Source organism: Rothia sp. HMSC08A08 (genome assembly GCF_001808385.1).
GTDB classification, from domain to species: Bacteria; Actinomycetota; Actinomycetes; order Actinomycetales; family Micrococcaceae; genus Rothia; species Rothia dentocariosa.
In genome coordinates this window covers 66,112-88,326 of sequence record NZ_KV793078.1, presented here as the reverse complement: position 1 = coordinate 88,326, position 22,215 = coordinate 66,112, and the positions used below count along the sequence as shown (strand labels likewise).

Below are 22,215 nucleotides of genomic sequence, written 5' to 3'. Positions count from 1 at the left end.
AGAAAGTAACCTCATGTTCCAGCCCGTCTACGGTATTCACCGCATCATGGGAGCAGAAACCGAATACGGTGTCATATCCCCGGATGCCCCTGACACAAACCCCACGATACTCTCCGCTATCGTGGTCAATACGTACGAAAAACTGGAAGCGAAGCGCACAGAATCTCTACGCCGGACCATTGAGGATAACGCGCAAAAAGCACAGCGCACGTACTGGTCTACAGAATCCGAGTCCCCGCTCACTGACGCCTTCGGACACACCGTCAAAGAACAAGAGGCACACTCCTCACAACTCACACACACCCGTCGAGAACTCACAAGCGAAGATATAGCGCTTGAAGCCCTACGAGAAGCAGGAATTGACGGATCCCAAGAGCTCATCCACGGACGAGGAGGCTACCCGGAACGCCTCGACTGGGACCGAGTCACCATGAACGCCATGCTCGCCAACGGCGCCCGACTCTACGTCGACCACGCCCATCCCGAATACTCATCCCCCGAAGTACTCACCCCGCTCCAAGCAGTACTTTACGATGCTGCGGGCGACAAAATAGCCTACGATTCCATCACCGAAGTAGCGCACCACACCGATGATAACCTACCAACCATCAAACTCTACAAAAACAACACCGATTCCAAGGGACAATCCTACGGTGCACACGAAAACTACCTCATCAGCCGCGATATCCCTTTCGAAGACGTTGCCAGCACACTCCTAACCTTCTTTGCAACACGCATCATCTATACCGGGGCAGGCCGCGTAGGCATAGGTGTTAACGGCGAAATTCCAGGATTCCAAATCAGCTCACGAGCCGACTTCTTTGAACGCCCTGTCGGGCTCGAAACAACTATTCGACGGCCCATCGTTAACACCCGCGATGAACCCCACGCCAACTCCGAGCGCTACCGTCGTCTGCACGTCATCCCTGCAGACGCCAACCTTTCCCACTATTCAAACCTCCTTAAATTCGGCACAGCCACTCTAGTACTAAACCTCATAGAATCCGGACGCGCCCCAAACCTACACCTCGCCGACCCAGTAACAGCGTTACACACCACCAGCCACGACCTATCACTCAGTGCTCAGCTCCCGCTCACAGAAGATTCTGACAGCACCACCAAATTCGCCACAGCTCTAGAAATTCAACGCGCATACCTCAACGCCTGTAAAAGCCACGAACAAGAGAACCCCACCGGAGTCGATAACGACACCCAACAAATACTCGCCCTCTGGGAAGAAACACTCGATGCTCTAGAAACAAATCCTCTCGCACTTGCAGATCGTCTCGACTGGGTCGCTAAATATGCGCTCGTCAGCAGCTATGTGGCCAAAGGTGTTCCCTATACCGATGCAAAGCTCAAAGCCCTTGACATACACTATGCAGATATAGATCCTACACGGGGTCTTTACCACCGCCTCGTAGCGCGTGGTCGGATGTGCACCCTCTTCACACCTCAAGACATTGAAGACGCCGCCCACACCCCACCATCAGACACCCGTGCTTATCTCCGAGGAACCCTGATGAGCCGATGGCCCGATGAAATCATTGGTATCAACTGGGATACCGTATCTTGCCGAGGGCGTTACTCCCACGAACTTACCCGACTCGTCATGCCTGAGCCCACACGCTACACTCAATCTGAAGTAGACCCGCTCTTACCACGAGTTACCCACTCCGACGAACTGCTTCAACTCCTCCAACAGAACACGACACCCCATAAAGACCTTTAGGAGAAAACATGTCACGTGAACGCATCCACGCTTCAGAGCTCCAGTACCACGAAGAACTCACTGAACAGGAGGAATCCCTCACCCAACAAGACACGACCGTTGTACATGACATAAGCGAAGTCGACGATATCCTCGACGAAATCGACGGGCTGCTCGCCGAAAACGCCGAAGAATTCGTCACCGGATTCGTCCAAAAGGGCGGTCAGTAACTCAAAGACTTGCTCAAAGCACTTTCGTCCCCTTACTAGAAACACACCATGGAACAACGCATATTTGGCATAGAAAGCGAATTCGGACTTAGCTACGTACCCCAGGGGCTAGGACGGCTCAGCGTCGAAGAAACAGCTGCAGCGCTCTTCAAGCCCGTCCTTGATGAATGGCGCTCTACTAACGTTTTCCTGCCCAACGGTGGACGGCTCTACCTCGATGTAGGTTCACACCCTGAATATGCCACCGCCGAATGCGCCACCATCGACGAACTCCTCGCCCAAGAACGCGCGGGCGAGCTCCTCTTCGCTCAACTAGCGCAACAAGCCCAAGAGCAATTGAGCACACACCACGATCGTCCTCTCAACGGCACGATCTACCTTTTCAAAAACAATGTAGACTCCGCCGGCAATTCATACGGCAGCCACGAAAACTACCTCATTAGCCGCAAACTCGAATTTCCTACCCTCGTTAAACAACTCGTACCATTCCTCGTCACCCGCCAAATCCTTGTAGGCGCAGGGAAAACCCACCCCAACGGAGGGCCCCTACAAGGTTCAACAGATCCACAAGCCACTACAGGCATACCTTCATACTCGTTCTCACAGCGAGCAGACCATATCTGGGAAGCAGCAAGCACCTCAACCTCCCGCACCCGACCCCTCATTAACACCCGCGATGAACCCCACGCCGATGCCTCACGATACCGCCGTATGCATGTCATCAACGGCGACTCCAATATGGCGGAACCCACGGTACTGCTCAAAATAATCAGCACCGACCTTGTGCTACGCATGCTCGAAGACCGATTTCCTGTTACCAGCTTAGAACTCGCATCGGTTCCGCAAGCTCTACGCACCATCAGCCACGACCTCACCGGAACCGCAGCTTTTGAAACCACAGACGGACAACGCTACACAGCTCTAAGCGTTCAAAAGCACTACCTCGACGCCGCCCGCCAATACATCACGCAATACGGGGCCCACCACCATCGCGTCGATTACGCACTAGACCTCTGGCAGCGCACCCTCGACGCCATCGAAACTGGTGACTACAGCAGTATTGACACCGAAATCGACTGGGCTATCAAAAAGAAACTCCTAGACGCATACATCGCCCGTAGCAACGCGGCTGGAACTCCGACAGACTATGCAAGCGCTCGCATCCAACAGCTTGATCTTGCTTACCATGATATTGACCCCCACCGCGGGGTTTACCATGCTCTAGTCCGGCGTGGAGCCATCACAACTATCCTCCCGCCTGATGCCGCACAGCGCGCGATGCAGGAGCCTCCGGCAACCCGCGCACGACTACGTTCACAGTTTGTAGAGGCGGCTAAAGATGCGGGGGAACAGTCTACCGTAGATTGGGTACACCTTAAACTCAACGCATACCCACAGCACACCCTAGTATTTAAAGATCCTTTTCAGACGGAGAGCTCCGAACTCACAAAGGTTCTTGAGATGCTTCGCCATAAGAACCCGCCTCAGTCCGTTCCGCCTTTGGTGTAATGTTCCACAATATGGTTCTACAACTAGCTTTTTATTCTAGGGTTTGATACTTTACGTATGTTTTATGTTCTTATTGATTTGCTCTACACCGTTGTATTTGTCGGGTTTTCGCCCGTTTAATATTGAGTTATAGAGCATCACATAATTTCGGCGTATCTTAAACGTTCAACTCCGAAATAAAGAAAACCTAGGGAAGGAACCTTTGTGTCGAAAAAAGCCTTGGCTGCTTCAGTACTCACTCTTTCGATGTTGCTAAGCGCTTGCGGCGCTGGTGACTCGGGTCAAAACGAATCTTCGCCGTCCGCTTCTACTAGTGAAAACACTGTGAGTAGCTCAGAAGCACTTGACAAAGTACAGGTAGATCTTAAGGGCGGAACTCAGGTTCCCGCTGTATCTTTTTCTACACCTTTTTCTACAGATCGGGAAGTTGCCAGGGTACTGGATGAAGGTACAGGTGACTCCCTTCAGGATAGCGATACTGTTCTCGTCAATGCTTCAATTTTTAATGGTGAAAATGGTTCGTTGGTAGGCAGTTCTTATAACGAAAATGAGCAATCTATACCCATTCAAGTTGGTCGATTAAAAACGATACAACCCACTATTTACGAAGTTATGAAGAAGATGAAGGTTGGTGGTTCTTTTGTATATAGTACGAACGTGTCCCACGAGCAGCAGCAACAGCAGTCTGCTTCCTCAGTACGACCAACTGTCGAAGCTGGTGCACCAACCAATCTTGAGGTTTATACCGTAGCTCGGAAGCTTCCCACAGAAAAGGATCTTCCTAAATATGCTCAGGGTACTGAGCAAACTCCCAATCCGAAGCTTCCTGCCTTCTCTCTGAATGAGACTACGGGTAAGGCAGAGCTGAAGTTCGCAGATGATAGGGGAGAGGCTCCGCATGAGCTTGTTGCTCAAGATTTGATTACTGGTACCGGTGCCGAAGTCAATGAGAACGATGCAGTGTATGTGCGTTATATTGGCGCTCAGTGGTCTGATGGTAAGGTCTTTGATGGGAACTACGATAAACAGGTCGCAAATTTCCAGCTTAACGGAGTTATTAAGGGTTGGAAACAGGGCTTAAAGGGTAAGAAAGTAGGTTCTCGAGTTGAGCTTGTTGTTCCTGCTGAACTTGCTTATGGGGAAGAGGGACAGAATGGTGGACCCAAGGGAACCCTAGTATTTGTTGTCGATATCTTAGCGACTGTTCCCATGAGCCCAGCCCACGCTTCAGCGCAGCCTTCTCAGCAGACCAAGGAGTCTTCTTCAGCTTCCCCCACAGCTATCCCCTCTAGCTTGGCGCCTACGGCTGATCCCACCAAACAGTAAATTCTATTCGAGCTCTGCCGATAAGCGCTGTACCCGTCTTCGGTAGGGCACTTGAGAGAAAAGGAAACATATTATGTCTTTTGGCCAGCGTAAGCTTGATCGAGAAAAGCCGGAAATTGATTTTCCCGAGGGCGATGCCCCGACCGAACTTGTTATCCAAGATCTTATCGAAGGTAAGGGGGCTGAGGCTGTTCCCGGTTCTCGTGTCTTGGCGCACTATGTAGGTGTTGCTTTTTCCACTGGTGAGGAATTCGATGCTTCCTGGAACCGCGGCGAGCCGCTTCCGTTCCAGGTTGGCGTGGGGCAGGTTATCCGCGGTTGGGATGAAGGACTGTTAGGCATGAAGGTTGGCGGTCGGCGTCGCCTCGAAATTCCTGCAAGCATGGCCTACGGTGACCGCGGCGCAGGATCGGTCATTAAACCTGGTGAATCCCTGATCTTTGTAGTGGATTTGGTAGACGTTAGCTAGAAAATCTTAAACTTTGGGGCTGCTGTCGTAATTTACGGGTATGAATACAGCAGCCCCTGAGTTGTTTAAGGTTTTATATATCCCCGTATGATGGATGTATGGCAACAAAAGCGCGAGATGTTTCGTCTAGTTCATCGTTGATTAGGATTTATCATCGGCTATGCAATAGCTCGCGGCGCGGTATTTCTCGCGCAGAGTTTTTAGAAGTATACGGTTTAGACGAATACACCATCTTTGGCTCGGGGAATAAACGAAAAGCTGAGACCATCGCTAAAAAGTTTGAGCGTGCAAAGGACTGTTTGCGTGATGCTGGTATCACGTTTAAGCATGTTGAACGTGACGGCAAAAGCTACTATGTGTATACTCCGGCCCCTAATCCGCTTCTTGATTGGGAACTTACGTTAGAGGACGCACAATTTCTCATGAGCCTGTGCCGTGCCTGGGAAGGTACCGAGCTTGAGAGCTCTGCACATCGTATGATGCGTAAGATCGTTCTTAGCGTTCCCACGCTCTCAGCTTCTATACGTTTAGAGGAACTAGAGGAACCGCTCCAGCGTATACGTCTAAGTGATGATTCCCATCTAGAAGAGATTTTTAGTGCCTTTAGCGAGCATAAAACCATTGATATGGACTATGGGGACTTCAATACTCGCCATAGCGAGAATCTGTCCGTGTGGGGGATAGGGTATCGTTACGGCAATTGGTATTTTGCGGCGCACTATCCCTCTCGCGAGGGTTCTGAGGCTCCGGAGGAAGAACCGAATCGTGCGTATATTCACCGTTTTGAGCGCATTCAGAGTATGCGCATCAACGGTAGTCAACAGCAGCAAGAAAGTTTTGTTCGGCCTGGTGAAACATTTGATTTTCAAACTATGCTTTCTGAAAACCTTCAGGGCTATGCCCGTACCGTGCCCGCCTTGTCTTTAGATTCACATGAGCAGCTGCTTCTTGACTCATATGGTGTTCGAGAAACTGCGGTGAAAGCCACCGCACGCGGATTGAAAATACTGGTCCCAAAATCGTCCGCAGATTTTTCGGGCAAAGACCTTCAACGGGCCCGGGATGCATACCGAGCTCAGCACAACCTGGTGGAACGTTTGCTTTCTACCCATCATCACAAGGCTGTTTTGCCCGAAGCATGGCGTAAAAATTCTCGCCGTGAACGCGATGATGATACAGACCGTTTTATTGACATGCTCTTGGTACTACATCGTCTAAGCCAAGACGATGCGGCTTGGTTCGAAGGGGGCGTTCCTTTTAAACCAGCGACTTCACTTCTACAAGTGGATAACGGCAAGTCTAAAAGCAACCTTGTCAGTGATTTTACCGACGTATGCGAGGACTATGGAGCTGCAGAGTTGGATCTTGCAGTCCCTATAGTCTTTCCGCCTCGTCAGGGTCGTGAACTATACGCCGAGCTAACCTATTCATGTGACGATCTGATTTATCAGGGCGTTCCTCTGTCAGCTTTAGAGCGTGCCATGCTCTTCTTTTCGATGTCAGCTGCTGAGGTTCTCTACCCAGACGATGCACGCGTTTCCAAAATTCGTGAGCTGCTGTTGGTGAGCTACCCAAAGGATGCTGAGCGCTTGCGCGGAAGCCTAATTTTCGCTCCTGAACACCATCTTATTCCTTTAATACATCGGGCAGTCTCTCAGAAACGAACCCTTATTTTTGACTATGCAGGGGTGCAGCGCACCGTTGATACTTGCTCACTGATCTTTGAAAATAATCGTTTTTATCTGCATGGGCTGTGGCGTGAAGCTGCCGATTCTAATGCCTGGCGAAATTTTGCTTTTGACCGCATTAGAAATGCGCGGCTTGGCGGTAAAAGCCATCAGGCCGTCGCCGCTAAGATTCCCAACACCCCGCATCTTTGGTCTCGGCAGCAACAGACAAATACAGAACACCCTTATGTTCGAGTCAAAATCCACGTTGAAAGTCTCAGAACAGAGCGGCGAGAGAGTACTATCCGTGCTTTGAAACGGCGGAGTACTCACGTTTCACGATCCCAGCCTTCTAAACCTGAAACGCCCTTGATTTACCATGAGCTGCACTACTATCCTGGTGAAAGCGAGGCAGGTCTTGAGCAAATATTGCATTTCGTTGTAGCGTATGGAGGTGCTCTAGAGATTCTTGAGCCAGAACCTGTACGGTCTCTACTTAAAGATCGTCTGATGTCGCTTCTAGCATAGATATCTGCGAAAGACACGCCCAGACATCTATAAGTAGAATAACAACCTTGTATAATAATTCCTATGCCGTGGTGGTTTTGGGTATTACTATGGGGCACCTTAACGATAGGTTCTCTAGCGTTTTTAGCGTGGTCCGTATATCGTGCACTCACACGGGGCTTCATGTTACTCGATCTTGTAGCAACATGGATGGAATCCATCGAAACTCGTTTCGATGAAGCGCAAGCGAATACCCGCCGAAAATTGCCTGCCGAGCAAAGCCTAGGGATTTTTACCCCAGTAACCACGGCGTACAATGAATACGAACATGGAAAACAGACACGCAGGTCTGAGCGAATCAAGCGACGGGTCTCCCGACGAGATCGACTCGGCCAACCTCAAAATATCGGAGACCTGCTCTAAGCACAGAAAGGTTCATACCTTATGGGTCAGTTGTTCAGTCACCCGGCAACTATTATCGTAGTCATCCTCCTCATCGTTCTGCTCTTTGGTGCTCCCAAGCTCCCAGGTATGGCACGTAGTCTTGGTCAGTCGATGCGTATCTTCAAGTCCGAAGTCGAGGGTATGAAGAGCGATAGTAAGAAGGAAGACGATAAGGACGATGTTGTCACCGCTGAGGTTGTCGACAACAAAGCTAAGTCCGAAAAGTCTGAAAACTAATTTTCAGTACAACAACACAACCCGTGCAACCGCCTCTCTGGTGGCACGGGTTGTCCAGTAGTTTATCTACCCATATCGATAATTTTTGAATAACAGGTATGAGGCGGAGCTTAGAATAAAACGAGGAAAACGATGGCAAAACCGGATCAGGATGTACGCAACCGCAAACTAAATCCTGAAGCCCGTATGGAGCTGAAGGAACATCTGCGTGAGTTTCGTGACCGCTTCATTAAAGCGGCTATTGCAACTGCTATCGCCGCCGTACTTTCCGTTATTTTCTTGTACCAGCCCTTTATTGATGCAATCTCTGAGCCTCTCAAGCAAATCAACGCAGCAGATAACCGCTTTGCAACCTTAAACTACGGCTCAATTTCTTCACCCTTTGACCAGCTCATTCGCGTGGGTACGTACATCGGTCTTGGACTTGCTGCACCCGTTTGGCTCTATCAAGGACTGCGCTTCTTACTTCCGGCGCTGCATACCAAAGAGAAAAAATACCTCTTTGGTTTCCTCAGCGGCTCAATCTTTGCTTTTGCCTGCGGTGTCTTCATCTCTTGGTATAGTCTGCCCGGCGTTGTTCGTGCACTCACAATGTTCACCCCGCCCGGCGGCTCGAACGTCATTGACGCTCCAACCTATATTTCCTTCATCGTTAAGTTTATTTTCTTCTTCTCGCTAGCATTTATTATCCCCGTCATCCTCGTGGGGTTGAACATGCTGGGGGTTATCCGGGGTAAAACTATCCTCAAATCTTGGCGGTGGATCGTGGTTCTAGTAGCGCTCATCGCAGCCATGACAGCTCCCGGGACGGATATTATGATGATGTTCTACCTGATGATTCCGCTCCTAACTTTCTTCTTCCTCGCCATAGCAATATGCTTGCTCAACGATAAACGGCGCGACCGCTGCGAAGCTAAACTAGCAAAGGGTCTTACAGAGACCGAGCTCAATACGGCCACCAGCGCTGAAGACCTTGAAAAGCTAGGACAGCTTGAAGAGGAACCCTCCCAAAAGTAAAACTCCAGAATCCTCCGTCTACTCAAGACGGAGGATTTTTAGGCGCAGGTACACTAGAATTATGGCTGAAAACCCCCAAGAAACCACTCACGGCTCGAACGACCGCCCGAGCTACTTTGCGCAGTATCAGGCCGCGCAAGAACGTAACGCTCACGCAAAAACAGCGCTTAGTAAGTTCGAAAAGAATCTCGGGTTTCCTCTTGACAGTTTCCAACGTCAGGCATGCCAATCCGTCGAAGCTGAACATTCAGTCCTTGTCGCTGCGCCTACTGGTTCTGGTAAAACAGTTGTCGGAGAATTCGGCATCTACCTTGCCCTCCAAACTGGAACAAAAGCGTTCTACACAACCCCTATCAAAGCACTCAGCAACCAGAAATACCATGACTTTGTGCGTGAATATGGTGAAGAAAGCGTGGGTCTGCTCACTGGTGACACCAGCATCAATACCGAAGCCCCCATCGTCGTCATGACTACCGAAGTCCTTCGCAACATGCTCTACGCCGAATCTACGACCCTCATCGGTCTGGGATACGTCATCATGGACGAAGTACACTATCTCGCCGACCGGTTCCGTGGAGCAGTCTGGGAAGAAGCTATTATTCACCTTCCCGAACATGTCACTGTCATCTCACTCTCTGCGACTGTATCCAACGTCGAAGAATTCGGAGCATGGCTAGATACCGTACGGGGTGATACTGATGTTATCCTCTCTGAGCACCGCCCCGTCCCGCTCTGGCAGCACCTCATGGTAGGAAACCGTGTCATCGACCTCTTCGTACCCGATGAAACTTCTCAGAAAGAGGCTTCACCTACAAAACGTCGTAAAAACCACACAAAATCACCCCAAAACGCTCCCGCGGGGCTACGCATTAACCCGCTCCTCAAACAACTGCGGCCAGGCTTTCGCCGGCACACCCCTCGGCACAATGCACCCAAACGCGAGCGCTTCCGACGCGGCAGCAACCGGCATGACAAACACACACATGCACTCGAACGATCCCGTCATAAAACCTTCACCCAAGACACCGACGTTCTGCGTCCGCACCGCATATCTCGCCCTGAAATGGCCCGTATCCTAGACAAGCAAGGGCTATTGCCTGCCATATGCTTCATCTTTTCACGGGCAGCATGTGATGACGCCGTTACCCAATGCGTCAACGCGAATATCGTCCTCACCACCGAGGAACAGCAGCAAACCATCCGTGCCTATATTGCAGAAACCACTGCACACCTTGATAACCGAGACCTTCATGCCCTTGGATATTACGAATGGCGAGACGGACTCATCCGCGGGGTGGCAGCCCACCATGCAGGTCTGCTACCGCTCTTCAAAGAAGTTGTTGAGACACTTTTTGCACAGGGGCTCATCAAACTAGTCTTTGCCACCGAAACCCTCGCGCTCGGCATCAACATGCCAGCCCGCACCGTCATCCTCGAAAAACTCACCAAGTTCAACGGTGAAACCCACGTCGATATCACCCCCGGAGAATACACCCAACTTACCGGGCGGGCAGGGCGCCGCGGAATCGATCTTGAAGGACACGCCGTAGTCCTCTGGCGTCCAGGTCTTGTACCAGAACAGGTTGCCACCCTCGCATCCACTCGCACATACCCCCTTAACTCATCATTCCGCCCCACCTACAACATGGCTGCGAACCTCATCGCAGCCTATGGCGCCGAACGAACCCGCAAAATCCTCGAATCATCCTTTGCCCAATTCCAAGCAGATAAATCAGTTGTAGGAACAGCTGCACGAGTACGTAAAAACGAAAACGCGCTCGAAGGATACCGAGACTCCATGCAGTGCCACCTTGGAGACTTCACAGAATACATGCGCCTGCGGCAAAACATCAAAGATCTAGAGAAAAAAACCCGCAAAGCCAACCAACAACATGCACGCGCCCAAGCTCACCAAAGCATCCAAGAACTTATGTCCGGAGACATCATTCACATACCTTACGGACGCTCCCGCGGCTACGCTATCGTCATCACCCGTGCCGAATCCAATGCAGACCCACGCATTGGTATCCTTACCGAAGACAATCAGCAGCGCACCGCAAGCGCACGTGATTTCACGGGGCTCATTGAACCCGTCTCCTACATTAAGATCCCCAAGAAAATAACCCTTAAAACACCCAAAGAACGCCGCGACACCACCTCACGGATGCGTCAAGCGCTCATCGATGAACGACCACCCCGCAAACTCGGTAATACCCCCATCGCCACACGTCATAACGATGCCCAAGAAAAACTCGACACACTACGCACCCAACTACGTAACCACCCCTGCCACGGGTGCTCTGACCGGGAAACCCATGCACGCTGGGCAGAACGATGGCGCAAACTCAACGCAGAAACAGAAGGACTACGCCGCCAAATTACCCGACGCACCAACACTATTGCTCAGGTATTCAACCGCATCGCAAAGCTCCTCACTGAATACGGCTACGTTACTGCTGACTCCCATAACGGGCTCAAGCTAACGACGAAGGGGGAAGCCCTGCGCAAACTCTACGGAGAAAAAGACCTCCTCACCTCTATTTGTCTCGAAAAAGGCTTCCTCACTGATCTGGATCCTGCGGCTATAGCAGCAACCATAGCCGCGCTCACATACCAGGGCAAAAAGGAAACCATCGAAATTCTCCCACGCTACCCGCACCCTTCATTACAAGTGTCTATCGCGACCATCAACCGCGAACTAGACCGTCTCAACGTTCACGAAGAACGTCACGAACTAGATCAAACCCCACCCTGCGACCTAGGCCTCGTCACCCCTATCTACCGCTGGGCTCGCGGTATGCACCTCGCAAAAGTACTCGAAGATACCGACCTCGCCGCCGGCGACTTCGTACGCTGGGCAAAACAAGTCATCGATGCCCTCGACCAGATCACCCATATACCCACCATAAGCCCAAACCTACGAGCAAGCTGCGAAAAAGCCATAGCCCTCATCCGCCGCGGAGTCATCGCACTAGACTCCTAAAACCGCTGGAAAGAACATGAGCATCTATATCTATACCAACGGGAGCATCTACAGCCCCGCCGACCCCTACGCCACAGCGCTCCTCACCGAAAACGGTACCGTAACCTGGATAGGCTCAGATGCGGGAGCTCGCTCCATCACGGACGAACGCATGCGAGCTATCGATCTAAACGGCAAACTCATCACGCCCACCTTCGCACGTGCCTTCGCCCCCATAAACAACCACAGCGAAAAAACACTCTACGAGTACTTCCTCAGAACACATACCCAGGGATACCATACCCACACACTCGCAGGAACAATACGAGACATCCCGACCCTACGCGCATCACTCGACACGTTTTATACAACACACGCAACAGCCCCAGACGTACGATTCTTCATAATCCCAGAGCCACAAGCGACCTCCGCATCGTACGCTGAGCTCGTCACCACAGCCCAAGACCTGCTCAATAAATCATCTATAGCACTCACTGGATTTCACGCCACAAATCTAGACCACCTACCTACTTTGGCCTCCGAAGCAGCAGAACGCGGTCTTGTGCTCTCTATCAACACCCAAGATAGTTTCACTAATGCCTTTAGCTATGCGCTAGCCGTTAGAGAACAGCATCCTTGGCTTAACATCCGGCTTGATATGGTTCATGGAGTCATTGATGATCAACGTCTTCAGGATCTCGCAGATGCACGGATCAACTTAGGTATCCAAGCAACCTTTGATACTGAGACTGCAAAGTTAGCCCACCGGGCGAATGCAGCTGGTACCGCGTTCGCGCTAGGGTCAGACTCATCTCTTGTTGAAGCGCCTCTTGGATGGGAGCTCATCTCAGCCCTTATAAAACCGGCAGATGGTATTTCAGCACGCAGTGGTTTCGCAGCACTTACGCGAGGAGTCTACCGGCTAGCCCACGACGAGAACCCCTTTGCGGGCCAAATACTCCCTGATACACCAGCGAATATAGCGCTCTGGAACGTCACTGAGCTTATGGTCCAAGCCCCGGATTCTCGCATAGCCTCGTGGAGTACTGATCCCCGTGCTCGTATTCCACTTTTACCGGTTCTTGCTTCAGATGTGCCATTGCCCGTATTAGATCGCATGTACACTAGGGGAGGGGAATAATACGTTTCCTAGCTCGTAAAAGTTACCTGAAAATATACCGTGCATCTGCAGAATACGCCCTTACGCCGTATTTCGCCGGTTATACTAGTAAACCTAGACCCTACCTTCACTCTAACAAAGGAAAACAAGGGAATTATTATGCGTGTACTGACCGTTATTCCGACGTATAACGAGAAGGAAAACTTACCCGTTGTTGTTGAACGTCTTCGTAAGGCAGCACCCGACGTCGATATTCTAGTTGTTGACGACAATAGCCCTGACGGTACAGGTCAGATTGCGGATACTATGGCTGAGCAAGATTCACAGATTCACGTTCTTCACCGTACTGTGAAGGACGGTCTTGGTGGAGCTTATCTTGCTGGGTTTGATTGGGGTCTAAATGAGGGATATGAAGTCCTTATTGAGATGGACGCTGATTGTTCTCACCAGCCCGAGCAGTTGCCATCGCTAGTACATGCTGTTGAAGCTGGGGCAGATTTAGCTATTGGCTCCCGTTATGTACCCGGCGGAAAAACAGAAAACTGGCCCATTCAACGCCAAATTCTTTCTCGCGGAGCAAATATTTATACGCGGGTTGTTCTAGGGACTGCGATCAAAGACATCACAGCAGGTTTCCGCGCATATAGGCGTGAAGCACTACAACGTTTGAATCTTGAAGGCATTGAATCTAAGGGCTATGTCTTTCAGGTAGACCTCGCTTGGCGTTCTGAGCAAGCAGGGCTCAAAATTGTTGAGGTTCCTATTACCTTTGTTGAGCGTGAGGTCGGAGCATCAAAGATGACCGGAAATATAATTTTTGATTCTATGCGTAAAGTGACGACTTGGGGCGTTTCCAACCGCATCAATAAGCTCAAACAGAAGCTAGGCAAATAACTAAACTTCACAAGAATAAGTGCCCGAACTACCCTTTGATAGTTCGGGCACTTTTGTATAATGTCACTCTGTATTCGTGTTGTATTCCTGTATAGCTGTACGCGCCAGACCATGAAGAATCGCTTCGAGTCCTAAGCTAAATGCGTTCTCTGCTGGAGTCTGCGAGCTACGCTGCATCGCTATATATGCGTCTTGTAAATACGGATACTCATCTGCTGAAGCCGCAGGGTTAAAGATAGATTCGGGCGCGTGGGCGTCTACTGCGGATCCCAGCAGGAATGCCTCTAAAGATTCAATAACATTTAAAGTTTTATATTCTGGACACCCAAAAGCTCTTAACGTCTGAATGAGGACGTCATACATATGTAACGTTTGAGGGGCCCGATCGATCGGGGTCAATGCGAGCGCTGTTACCAAATCGGTGCTCTCACTGAACGCGTCTCGATAAGACTTCCCCCACAGACTCAAAGATTCAGTCCAGAGTTCTAGCTTTTCAGTGGGGGATAGGTGCTGCTCGTTAAGAATTTTAGTCGCTCGTGTCAGGGGCTCAAGCGTAATGTCATTGATGACCGCATCGCTTATAGCTCCCAGCACTTCGTCACGAGACTGAAAGTGATTGTATAAGGAAGAGGGGGCGACGCCTAGCTTCTGAGCAAGTGCGCTCATAGTGAAATTTCCTTGATCGGCCAAAAGTCTACGTGCTGACCGCACAATTTTGGATGCGCTTAACACTGTCGAAGAGGGACGTCCAGCGCGTCGCATGGGGGAAGAGATCACGATAAATCCTTTACTATTTCTTTGCCTTCGGCGTGTACTGCCGTCCCGTCTGTGAGCAGTTATAAAACATGCCACCAGAAATTTTACGCTTCATAAATGCCCCTAGATTTGTAATTTCTGTGTTCTGGGATACACTAAAACGAACACAATTCGTTTTGTGATTCTTTGAGCGAAAGGTTTTAACCATGACGACCAAGAACGAAACTACGAATGAAATGACCCGCGACGTCGTAATTATCGGCGCAGGTCCTTCCGGACTCACTGCAGCATACCGACTGCAGCAAGCAGGACATACCGTTGCAGTCCTTGAAGCACGTGAACGTGTAGGCGGGCGCACGTGGAACAACCATATTGACGGCGCATTCCTTGAAATCGGTGGACAATGGATTTCCCCCGATCAGACTGTTCTCACCGAACTCGTTGAAGAGCTCGGACTTAAGACCTTCTCTCGTTACCGTGAAGGTGAGAATCTCTATCGTGATCCTGACGGTACCATGCACCGGTACAACGGAGACATGTTTCCTGCCAACGAGCACACTCAACGAGAAATGGAACGGCTCATCGGAATTTTAGATGAGCTTGCAGCAGAGATCGGGGCCGAGAAACCTTGGGCGCACACCAAGGCACGCGAACTCGATACAATTAGCTTTCACCATTGGCTCCGCGAACAATCCAACGACGAAGAAGCATGCAACAATATTGGGCTCTTCATTGCTGGTGGTATGCTCACTAAACCGGCTCACGCATTTTCAGCTTTACAGGCAGTACTTATGGCTGCATCTGCAGGATCGTTCTCTAACCTTGTCGATGAAGATTTTATTCTCGACAAACGTGTTCTGGGTGGCATGCAGTCCGTCTCCTTAGCCCTCGCAGAAAAAGTGGGACAAGAGAATATAATTCTTGAACACCCAGTCCGCGTTCTACGTTGGCAAGAAGACGGAGAGTATCCCGTACTTGCTGAAGCTGAAGCCTTCTCCGAAGATGGAGAGGCCTCACCTGAAAAAAACATCATTGTTCGAGCAAAGTACGCTGTTGTTGCGGTTCCTCCGAACCTATATTCACGTATCCATTTTGTGCCGCCGCTAGATCGCCGACAGCATCAAATGCATCAGCACCAGTCCCTTGGTTTGGTTATCAAGGTGCATGCTGTTTACCCCACGCCGTTCTGGCGGGACAAGGGTCTCTCAGGAACCTGTTTTGCCGCGAACAACCTGGTACAAGAGATTTACGACAACACTAACTACGACCCAGCAACTGGGGAAGAAGAAGCTCGCGGCACTCTAGTAGGGTTCGTCTCCGATGAAGCAGCGGATGAAATGTTCACCATCAGCGCCGAGGAACGCAAAGAACGCATCCTAGACTCCATGGCGCAAATGCTCGGAGAAGAAACAAAAAATCCCGTGGTGTACTACGAATCAGATTGGGGTGCCGAAGAATGGACTCGTGGTGCATACGCAGCCAGCTATGATCTTGGGGGACTGCATCGCTACGGCGCAGACCAAGAAACCCCAGTAGGACCAATCTACTGGTCTTGCTCAGACATTGCTGCCGAAGGCTACCAGCATGTCGATGGTGCTATACGCATGGGAGAAAAAACAGCAAAACTGCTAGCTGCAAAACTCAAATAAGTTCATTCGCATCGTAACGCACATACGGGCAGCTTTACTGGGTGAACCAAAGAATGACACACCCAGTAAAGCTCCCCAAAATACGGATGGGAAACATGAAATACGTCGTAGGATATTCGCCCGATGCACGGGGCCGTTCAGCTCTCCAACTGGGAGTCGTACTAGCTCGCTCCCTGGGCGCAGAGCTAGATGTAGTATATGTCATTAAACCGCAAAACCCTCGCCTCGCAGCGCCACGATCCAACTTTGAAGACTTACTCCAAAAGCAAGCCGTTCAATGGCTTGAAGAAGCACAACATTACGTGCCCGCCCAAGTAATCGCCCGCTTCCACCTACGCCGCGCCGAATCAGCAGTCAGTGGCCTACTAGAACTAGCTGACGCCATAGACGCCGGACTCATCATAGTGGGCGGCGGTAACACCGGAAATTGGCTTTGGCACTCACTAGGCGCAGTTGGGAACGCTCTTCTACACCGTTCACGCATTCCCGTCGCTCTAGCACCACGTAAATACAGCGCTTCACACACGATCAAACAGTTCGACTGCGCCGTATCCCCAGACATCGACTCCATAAACCTTGTCGAAGAAGCCATAGCAACCCAAAACCGAACAGGCATACCAGTACGTCTAGTCTCACTCTACGAAGAAGGAAAAGACCTAGACGATACAACCTATCGCAGCATCATCCAAGACCTCGTAGACCAATCCGCAGTCAAACCAATAAACCCGCAACAGCTAAGCATCGCCGTAGGCGCAGGAACTACCATAGTAGAAGCGGTCGATTCTGTGCACTGGAACGAAGACTCCGTGCTAATGGCCGGATCCTCCAAACTAGCCCAACGCGGGGAACTCTTCCTAAGCTCAACAACCGCAAAAATCATGACCAAACTTCCTATTCCCCTCGTCGTAGTACCACGCGACTACCACCCTGGACGCAAAGGCTCCCAGCAGCAGCCATGGACAGGCTCAATCCCCATCATCAAACAATAGCCCGGCTCCTCACGTGATATACACCGCCGTACGATCATCCCAAGAAAAGGAAAACAATGGAACAACATCTTCAAGAACTTATCAACAAAATACCCACTGGGCTACTCATCGGAGACACATGGCGTGAAGGATTCGCAGGGGAGACATTCGATGTCCTAAACCCAGCGACCGAAGAAAAGCTCACGACCTTAGCATCAGCAACACCTGAAGACGCAATAGCGGCCCTAGACGCAGCATGCCAGGTTCAAGACCAATGGGCACACACGCCGCCGCGTGAACGTGCAGAAATACTACGACAGGCATACGACCTCATCACCGATCGCTCCGAAGAATTCGCCACCCTCATGACCCTCGAAATGGGAAAACCCCTCGCAGAATCACGAGGAGAAGTAGTCTACGGAGCCGAATTTTTACGATGGTTCTCCGAAGAAACAGTACGCGACTACGGACGCTACCAGCCCACGCCCGAAGGTAAAAACCAAATACTGGTAAAGCATAAGCCTGTAGGACCATGCCTACTCATCACCCCATGGAACTTCCCACTAGCCATGGCAACACGCAAAGCCGGAGCTGCAATAGCAGCAGGATGTACAATGATCCTCAAACCTGCACGGCTCACACCCCTAACCGCGCAATACTTCGCACAAACCATGCTCGATGCAGGGCTACCAGCAGGAGTACTCAACGTAGTTGCATCAGCAACTGCATCAGCCGTCTCAGATCCTCTCCTTGCAGACTCACGCCTGCGCAAACTCTCATTCACCGGCTCCACCCCCGTTGGCAAAGCCCTTCTAAAATCAGCCGCGCAAAATGTTCTACGCACCTCCATGGAGCTTGGTGGAAACGCCCCCTTCATCGTCTTCGAAGACGCAAATATCGACGAAGCCGTTGAAGGCGCCATGGGAGCAAAAATGCGCAACATGGGCGAAGCATGTACCGCCGCAAACCGATTCCTAGTCCACGAATCTCGTGCCGAAGAATTTTCCACCAAACTAGCGACAAAAATCGCAAATCTCAAAACCGGCAACGGTCTAAACCCAGACACCACCTGTGGCCCCCTCATAGAACAGAAAGCAGTAGATTCCATCCACGAACTTGTACAAGATGCTCTCGACCGAGGTGCCCAAGCTCTGGTCGGCGGTTATCCCCAAAACGGTCCCGGATACTTCTACCAACCCACAGTCCTCATCAACGTTCCTCACGATGCACGCGTCATCCAAGAAGAAATCTTTGGCCCTGTAGCACCCATCATCACCTTTTCTACCGAAGAAGAAGCAATCCAACTTGCCAACAACACAGAATACGGGCTAGCATCCTACGTCTACACAACAGATACATCCCGTGCCCTGCGAACACTAGACCGCCTAGAAGTCGGCATGACAGGCCTCAACATCGGCATCATGTCAAACGCTGCAGCCCCATTCGGAGGCGTTAAACACTCCGGACTAGGACGGGAAGGAGCCGCCGAAGGCATCGCCGAATACACCTACACACAATACATCGGCATCAAAGACCCATACGCCAGCTAAACCACCCAAAAACCATCCAAGATACGCACAACACAACAATTTCTCGAAGGGTTCGTTTTACCTTCCCACAAGGAAAAACGAGCACACACAAACTTACAAACCTACATAAGTCCAACCCCAAAGGAGAACGTTATGAAGCGCTTGAAGAATTTCATCAACGGCAAGTTCGTCGATTCCACCTCTGATGAGGTACTCGACATCGTATACCCCGTAACCGGCGAAGTCATAGCACAAGCACCAATATCCACTGACGACGACGTCAACACCGCCATGCATGCGGCTCAAGACGCATTCAAAACGTGGAAGCATACGACCCCTTCAGATCGCCAGCTACTTCTCCTCAAACTCGCAGACGCGCTCGAAGAAAACGTCGACGTACTCGTTGAATCCCAACACCGCAACACCGGTCAGCCCCGAGAACTCATCCGTGACGAAGAAGTCCTCGTCGGCGCCAACCAGCTACGCTTCTTCGCAGGGGCAGCACGCACCCTAGAAGGAAAAGCAGCAACCGAATACATGGAAGGACATACCTCATACGTACGGCGCGAACCCATCGGCGTCGTCGCCCAAGTAACCCCCTGGAACTATCCCCTCATGATGGCATTATGGAAGCTGGGGCCCGCGCTCGCTGCCGGGAATACTGTAGTTCTCAAGCCATCTGACACCACACCAGAATCCACCCTCGAGTTGGCAAGGCTTATAGGGGAAATATACCCCGCAGGTGTTGTCAACGTTGTGCTGGGAACCGGTAAAACTGGTGAAGCTATGGTAGGGCACCCGGCTCCTGCCATGGTTTCTATTACCGGATCAGTACGCGCAGGTCAGGCGGTTGCCACCGGCGCTGCAGCTGGTCTGAAACGTTCTCATTTGGAACTTGGCGGTAAAGCACCAGCAGTTGTTTTTGCAGATGCGGATTTGCCTCGTACCGCGCGCATGCTCGCAGATTTCGGTTATTTCAATGCTGGTCAGGATTGTACAGCAGTCACTCGCGTACTCGTTCAAGACAGCGTTTACGACAAGTTCCGAGATCTGCTGGTAGCTGCCGCAAAAGACACAGCTACTGGGCACGAAGACGATTCAAAGAACTTCTACGGTCCGTTGAACAACATCAACCACTTTAAGACCGTCATGAATAAGCTCAACAGCCTCCCTGAACATGTCACAGTTGAAACCGGTGGCAAACAGTGCGGCACCCGTGGCTTTTTTGTGGAACCTACGGTGCTGAGCGGAGTCAATCAAGACGATGCCGTTGTCCAGGAAGAGACCTTCGGACCAGTTCTTACGCTCCAAAAATTTACTACAGAGGCAGAAGCCGTTGAGCTTGCTAACGATGTAAATTATGCGTTGGCGTCATCAGTTTGGACGTCAAATCATGGTACTGCTATGCGAGTTTCTCGCGATCTTGATTTCGGAGCAGTTTGGATTAATACACACGTACTTCTGACTGCTGAAATGCCTCATGGCGGATTCAAATACTCGGGTTACGGTAAGGATCTTTCCCTGTATTCCGTTGAAGAATACACACGTGTTAAACACGTCATGAGTGATTTGAGCGCATAAAGAACAGCTTCTCCAAGCTCAATTCGGCAAAAAGAGCTCCTGCGTCATCACACGTTAGAGAAGAGCTTGTGGAGCGGTACAGCTCTGTTGTCTAGGTGCTGTACCGTCTCTTCACAATTCACATATTATCCATGTAGCTTATGCTACGTTTTCCTTTGAAAGGTAGTCTCATGGTAGAGATGTATCGTCTTCCTCAAGAGATAAAACTTACTGGAGAGTTTCCCGGCCCCTCATCACGTGCTCTTGCACATCGTCGCTCACAAGCTGTTCCTGCATCTGTCGCTTCGGGGCTCCCAGTTTACGCGGCTGATGCAGACGGTGGCGTCATTATTGATGTTGATGGTAACTCGTTGGCTGATTTGGGAGCGGGTATCGCAGTCACAACTGTTGGTGCATCAGCTCCCAAGGTGGTACAAGCAGTTCAAGAATCGGTCACACACTTCACCCACACCTGTTTTATGGTTACTCCTTATGAGGGGTATATCGCAGTTTCTGAAAAACTAAACGAGCTAATACCCGGACGCTTTGAGAAACGCTCAGTACTTTTCAACTCTGGTGCGGAGGCAGTCGAAAATGCTGTAAAAATTGCTCGTGCAGCTACCGGTCGCAATGCCGTAGTTGTTTTTGATCATGCCTACCATGGGCGGACCAATTTAACAATGGCGTTGACTGCAAAAGTAGCACCATATAAGAAAGGCTTTGGTCCTTTTGCTCCTGAAATCTATCGTGCTCCTATGAGCTACCCTTACCGGGACGATCAGAGCATGGATGGTAAAGAGGCAGCTCAACGCACCATCAACATGATCGAGAAGCAAATTGGTTCAGAATACGTAGCCGCAATTCTCATCGAGCCTATCCAGGGTGAAGGAGGGTTCATTGTTCCCGCCGATGGTTTCTTACCAACGCTGGTTGCATGGGCACGCGAAAAAGGTATCGTCTTTATCGCTGATGAAGTACAAACTGGTTTCTGCCGCACTGGCAAATGGTTTGCGAGTGAGTACGAGGGCATTGAACCCGATTTGGTCACCACTGCTAAGGGCATTGCTGGTGGTATGCCGCTTTCAGCCGTCACTGGTCGGGCAGAGCTTTTTGATAAAGTTCAGCCAGGAGGATTAGGCGGAACATACGGTGGTAATCCTGTATCTTGTGCGGCTGCTCTTGCGGCTATTGAAACTATGCAGGATCTTGATTTGAACGCACGAGCTCTGCATATTGAGAAACTGGTGACAGCAGCGTTAGCCCCGCTTGTTGATGAGCTAGACATTGTAGGGGATTTCCGCGGACGTGGTGCTATGCTCGCACTGGAGTTCGTAGCAGACTCTATTTCTAAAGCCCCGCATCCCACGGCGGCCAAGGATATTGCTGCTTACTGTCAGCAACGAGGAGTACTTATTCTTACTTGTGGTACTTACGGCAACATTATTCGTCTGCTTCCTCCGCTTACTATCAGTGACGAGCTCCTAAAACAGTCAATGAATATTCTTATCGAAGGTATTCGAAGCGTTTCATAATTTTTTGGAGGCTTACAGGGCCCCGGTCATATCTCATATAACGATCGGGGCTCTTGTCACAGCTAATCCTACTCCACACATGCGCCAGTTATTTACCTATAGCTATTATGCGCACACCTTGTAGACAA

General features: G+C 50.7%; 17 protein-coding genes. 16 read left to right on the top strand and 1 reads right to left on the bottom strand.

The genetic code is table 11. The features are described from left to right. Positions 1-13: 13 nt before the first annotated feature. The 11 genes from dop (at position 14) to HMPREF3164_RS07960 (ending at position 14,093) form a co-directional block, all read left to right on the top strand. On the top strand, positions 14-1,732 hold the full coding sequence (gene dop / locus HMPREF3164_RS08010) for a depupylase/deamidase Dop (protein ID WP_070450264.1): 1,719 nt from the start codon (positions 14-16) through the stop codon (positions 1,730-1,732). An 8-nt stretch (positions 1,733-1,740) separates the two neighbouring features. Then, positions 1,741-1,941: a ubiquitin-like protein Pup gene (locus tag HMPREF3164_RS08005; protein ID WP_004004684.1), complete on the top strand. Its 201-nt coding sequence runs from the start codon at positions 1,741-1,743 to the stop codon at positions 1,939-1,941. Between the two features lie 48 nt (positions 1,942-1,989). Beyond that, the gene (gene pafA / locus HMPREF3164_RS08000; RefSeq protein WP_070450261.1) at positions 1,990-3,450 is read left to right on the top strand and encodes a Pup--protein ligase; all 1,461 of its coding nucleotides are present in this window, start codon (positions 1,990-1,992) and stop codon (positions 3,448-3,450) included. A 204-nt stretch (positions 3,451-3,654) separates the two neighbouring features. Further along, a complete protein-coding gene (locus HMPREF3164_RS07995) occupies positions 3,655-4,776 on the top strand; it encodes an FKBP-type peptidyl-prolyl cis-trans isomerase (protein ID WP_048754044.1) in 1,122 nt (373 codons plus the stop codon). Between the two features lie 73 nt (positions 4,777-4,849). Next, entirely contained in the window at positions 4,850-5,245 is a 396-nt protein-coding gene (locus HMPREF3164_RS07990; protein ID WP_070450258.1) for an FKBP-type peptidyl-prolyl cis-trans isomerase, read from the top strand. 98 nt (positions 5,246-5,343) lie between these two features. Further along, positions 5,344-7,440, top strand: a complete 2,097-nt coding sequence (locus HMPREF3164_RS07985) for a WYL domain-containing transcriptional regulator (protein ID WP_070450255.1) — start codon at positions 5,344-5,346, stop codon at positions 7,438-7,440. 423 nt (positions 7,441-7,863) lie between these two features. Further along, the gene (gene tatA, locus HMPREF3164_RS07980; protein ID WP_004004679.1) at positions 7,864-8,100 is read left to right on the top strand and encodes a Sec-independent protein translocase subunit TatA; all 237 of its coding nucleotides are present in this window, start codon (positions 7,864-7,866) and stop codon (positions 8,098-8,100) included. A gap of 132 nt (positions 8,101-8,232) precedes the next feature. After that, positions 8,233-9,117 (top strand): twin-arginine translocase subunit TatC, encoded by an 885-nt coding sequence (locus tag HMPREF3164_RS07975; protein ID WP_070450251.1) that lies wholly within the window; start codon positions 8,233-8,235, stop codon positions 9,115-9,117. 61 nt (positions 9,118-9,178) lie between these two features. Beyond that, entirely contained in the window at positions 9,179-12,100 is a 2,922-nt protein-coding gene (locus HMPREF3164_RS07970) for a DEAD/DEAH box helicase (RefSeq protein ID WP_070450247.1), read from the top strand. A 16-nt stretch (positions 12,101-12,116) separates the two neighbouring features. Beyond that, positions 12,117-13,220, top strand: coding sequence for a hypothetical protein (locus tag HMPREF3164_RS07965; RefSeq protein WP_048754046.1), 1,104 nt, complete (start codon positions 12,117-12,119; stop codon positions 13,218-13,220). Positions 13,221-13,358: 138 nt separating this feature from the next. Beyond that, a complete protein-coding gene (locus tag HMPREF3164_RS07960) occupies positions 13,359-14,093 on the top strand; it encodes a polyprenol monophosphomannose synthase (protein ID WP_048752288.1) in 735 nt (244 codons plus the stop codon). Between the two features lie 63 nt (positions 14,094-14,156). Here the strand turns inward: HMPREF3164_RS07960 and HMPREF3164_RS07955 are convergent, their stop codons facing one another. Next, complete coding sequence (locus tag HMPREF3164_RS07955; protein WP_371440321.1) at positions 14,157-14,855, bottom strand: TetR/AcrR family transcriptional regulator; 699 nt, start codon at positions 14,853-14,855, stop codon at positions 14,157-14,159. A 200-nt stretch (positions 14,856-15,055) separates the two neighbouring features. Between HMPREF3164_RS07955 and HMPREF3164_RS07950 the strand changes: the two genes are divergently transcribed. From HMPREF3164_RS07950 to gabT, 5 genes are all read left to right on the top strand, one after another. Continuing rightward, complete coding sequence (locus tag HMPREF3164_RS07950) at positions 15,056-16,498, top strand: flavin monoamine oxidase family protein (protein ID WP_070450242.1); 1,443 nt, start codon at positions 15,056-15,058, stop codon at positions 16,496-16,498. A gap of 95 nt (positions 16,499-16,593) precedes the next feature. Then, entirely contained in the window at positions 16,594-17,487 is an 894-nt protein-coding gene (locus HMPREF3164_RS07945) for a universal stress protein (RefSeq protein ID WP_239661850.1), read from the top strand. A gap of 56 nt (positions 17,488-17,543) precedes the next feature. Next, entirely contained in the window at positions 17,544-19,016 is a 1,473-nt protein-coding gene (locus tag HMPREF3164_RS07940; protein ID WP_048752165.1) for an NAD-dependent succinate-semialdehyde dehydrogenase, read from the top strand. A gap of 132 nt (positions 19,017-19,148) precedes the next feature. Then, positions 19,149-20,576 (top strand): gamma-aminobutyraldehyde dehydrogenase, encoded by a 1,428-nt coding sequence (locus HMPREF3164_RS07935; protein ID WP_070450238.1) that lies wholly within the window; start codon positions 19,149-19,151, stop codon positions 20,574-20,576. 140 nt (positions 20,577-20,716) lie between these two features. Beyond that, the gene (gene gabT, locus HMPREF3164_RS07930) at positions 20,717-22,087 is read left to right on the top strand and encodes a 4-aminobutyrate--2-oxoglutarate transaminase (protein WP_013399068.1); all 1,371 of its coding nucleotides are present in this window, start codon (positions 20,717-20,719) and stop codon (positions 22,085-22,087) included. Positions 22,088-22,215: the final 128 nt, after the last annotated feature.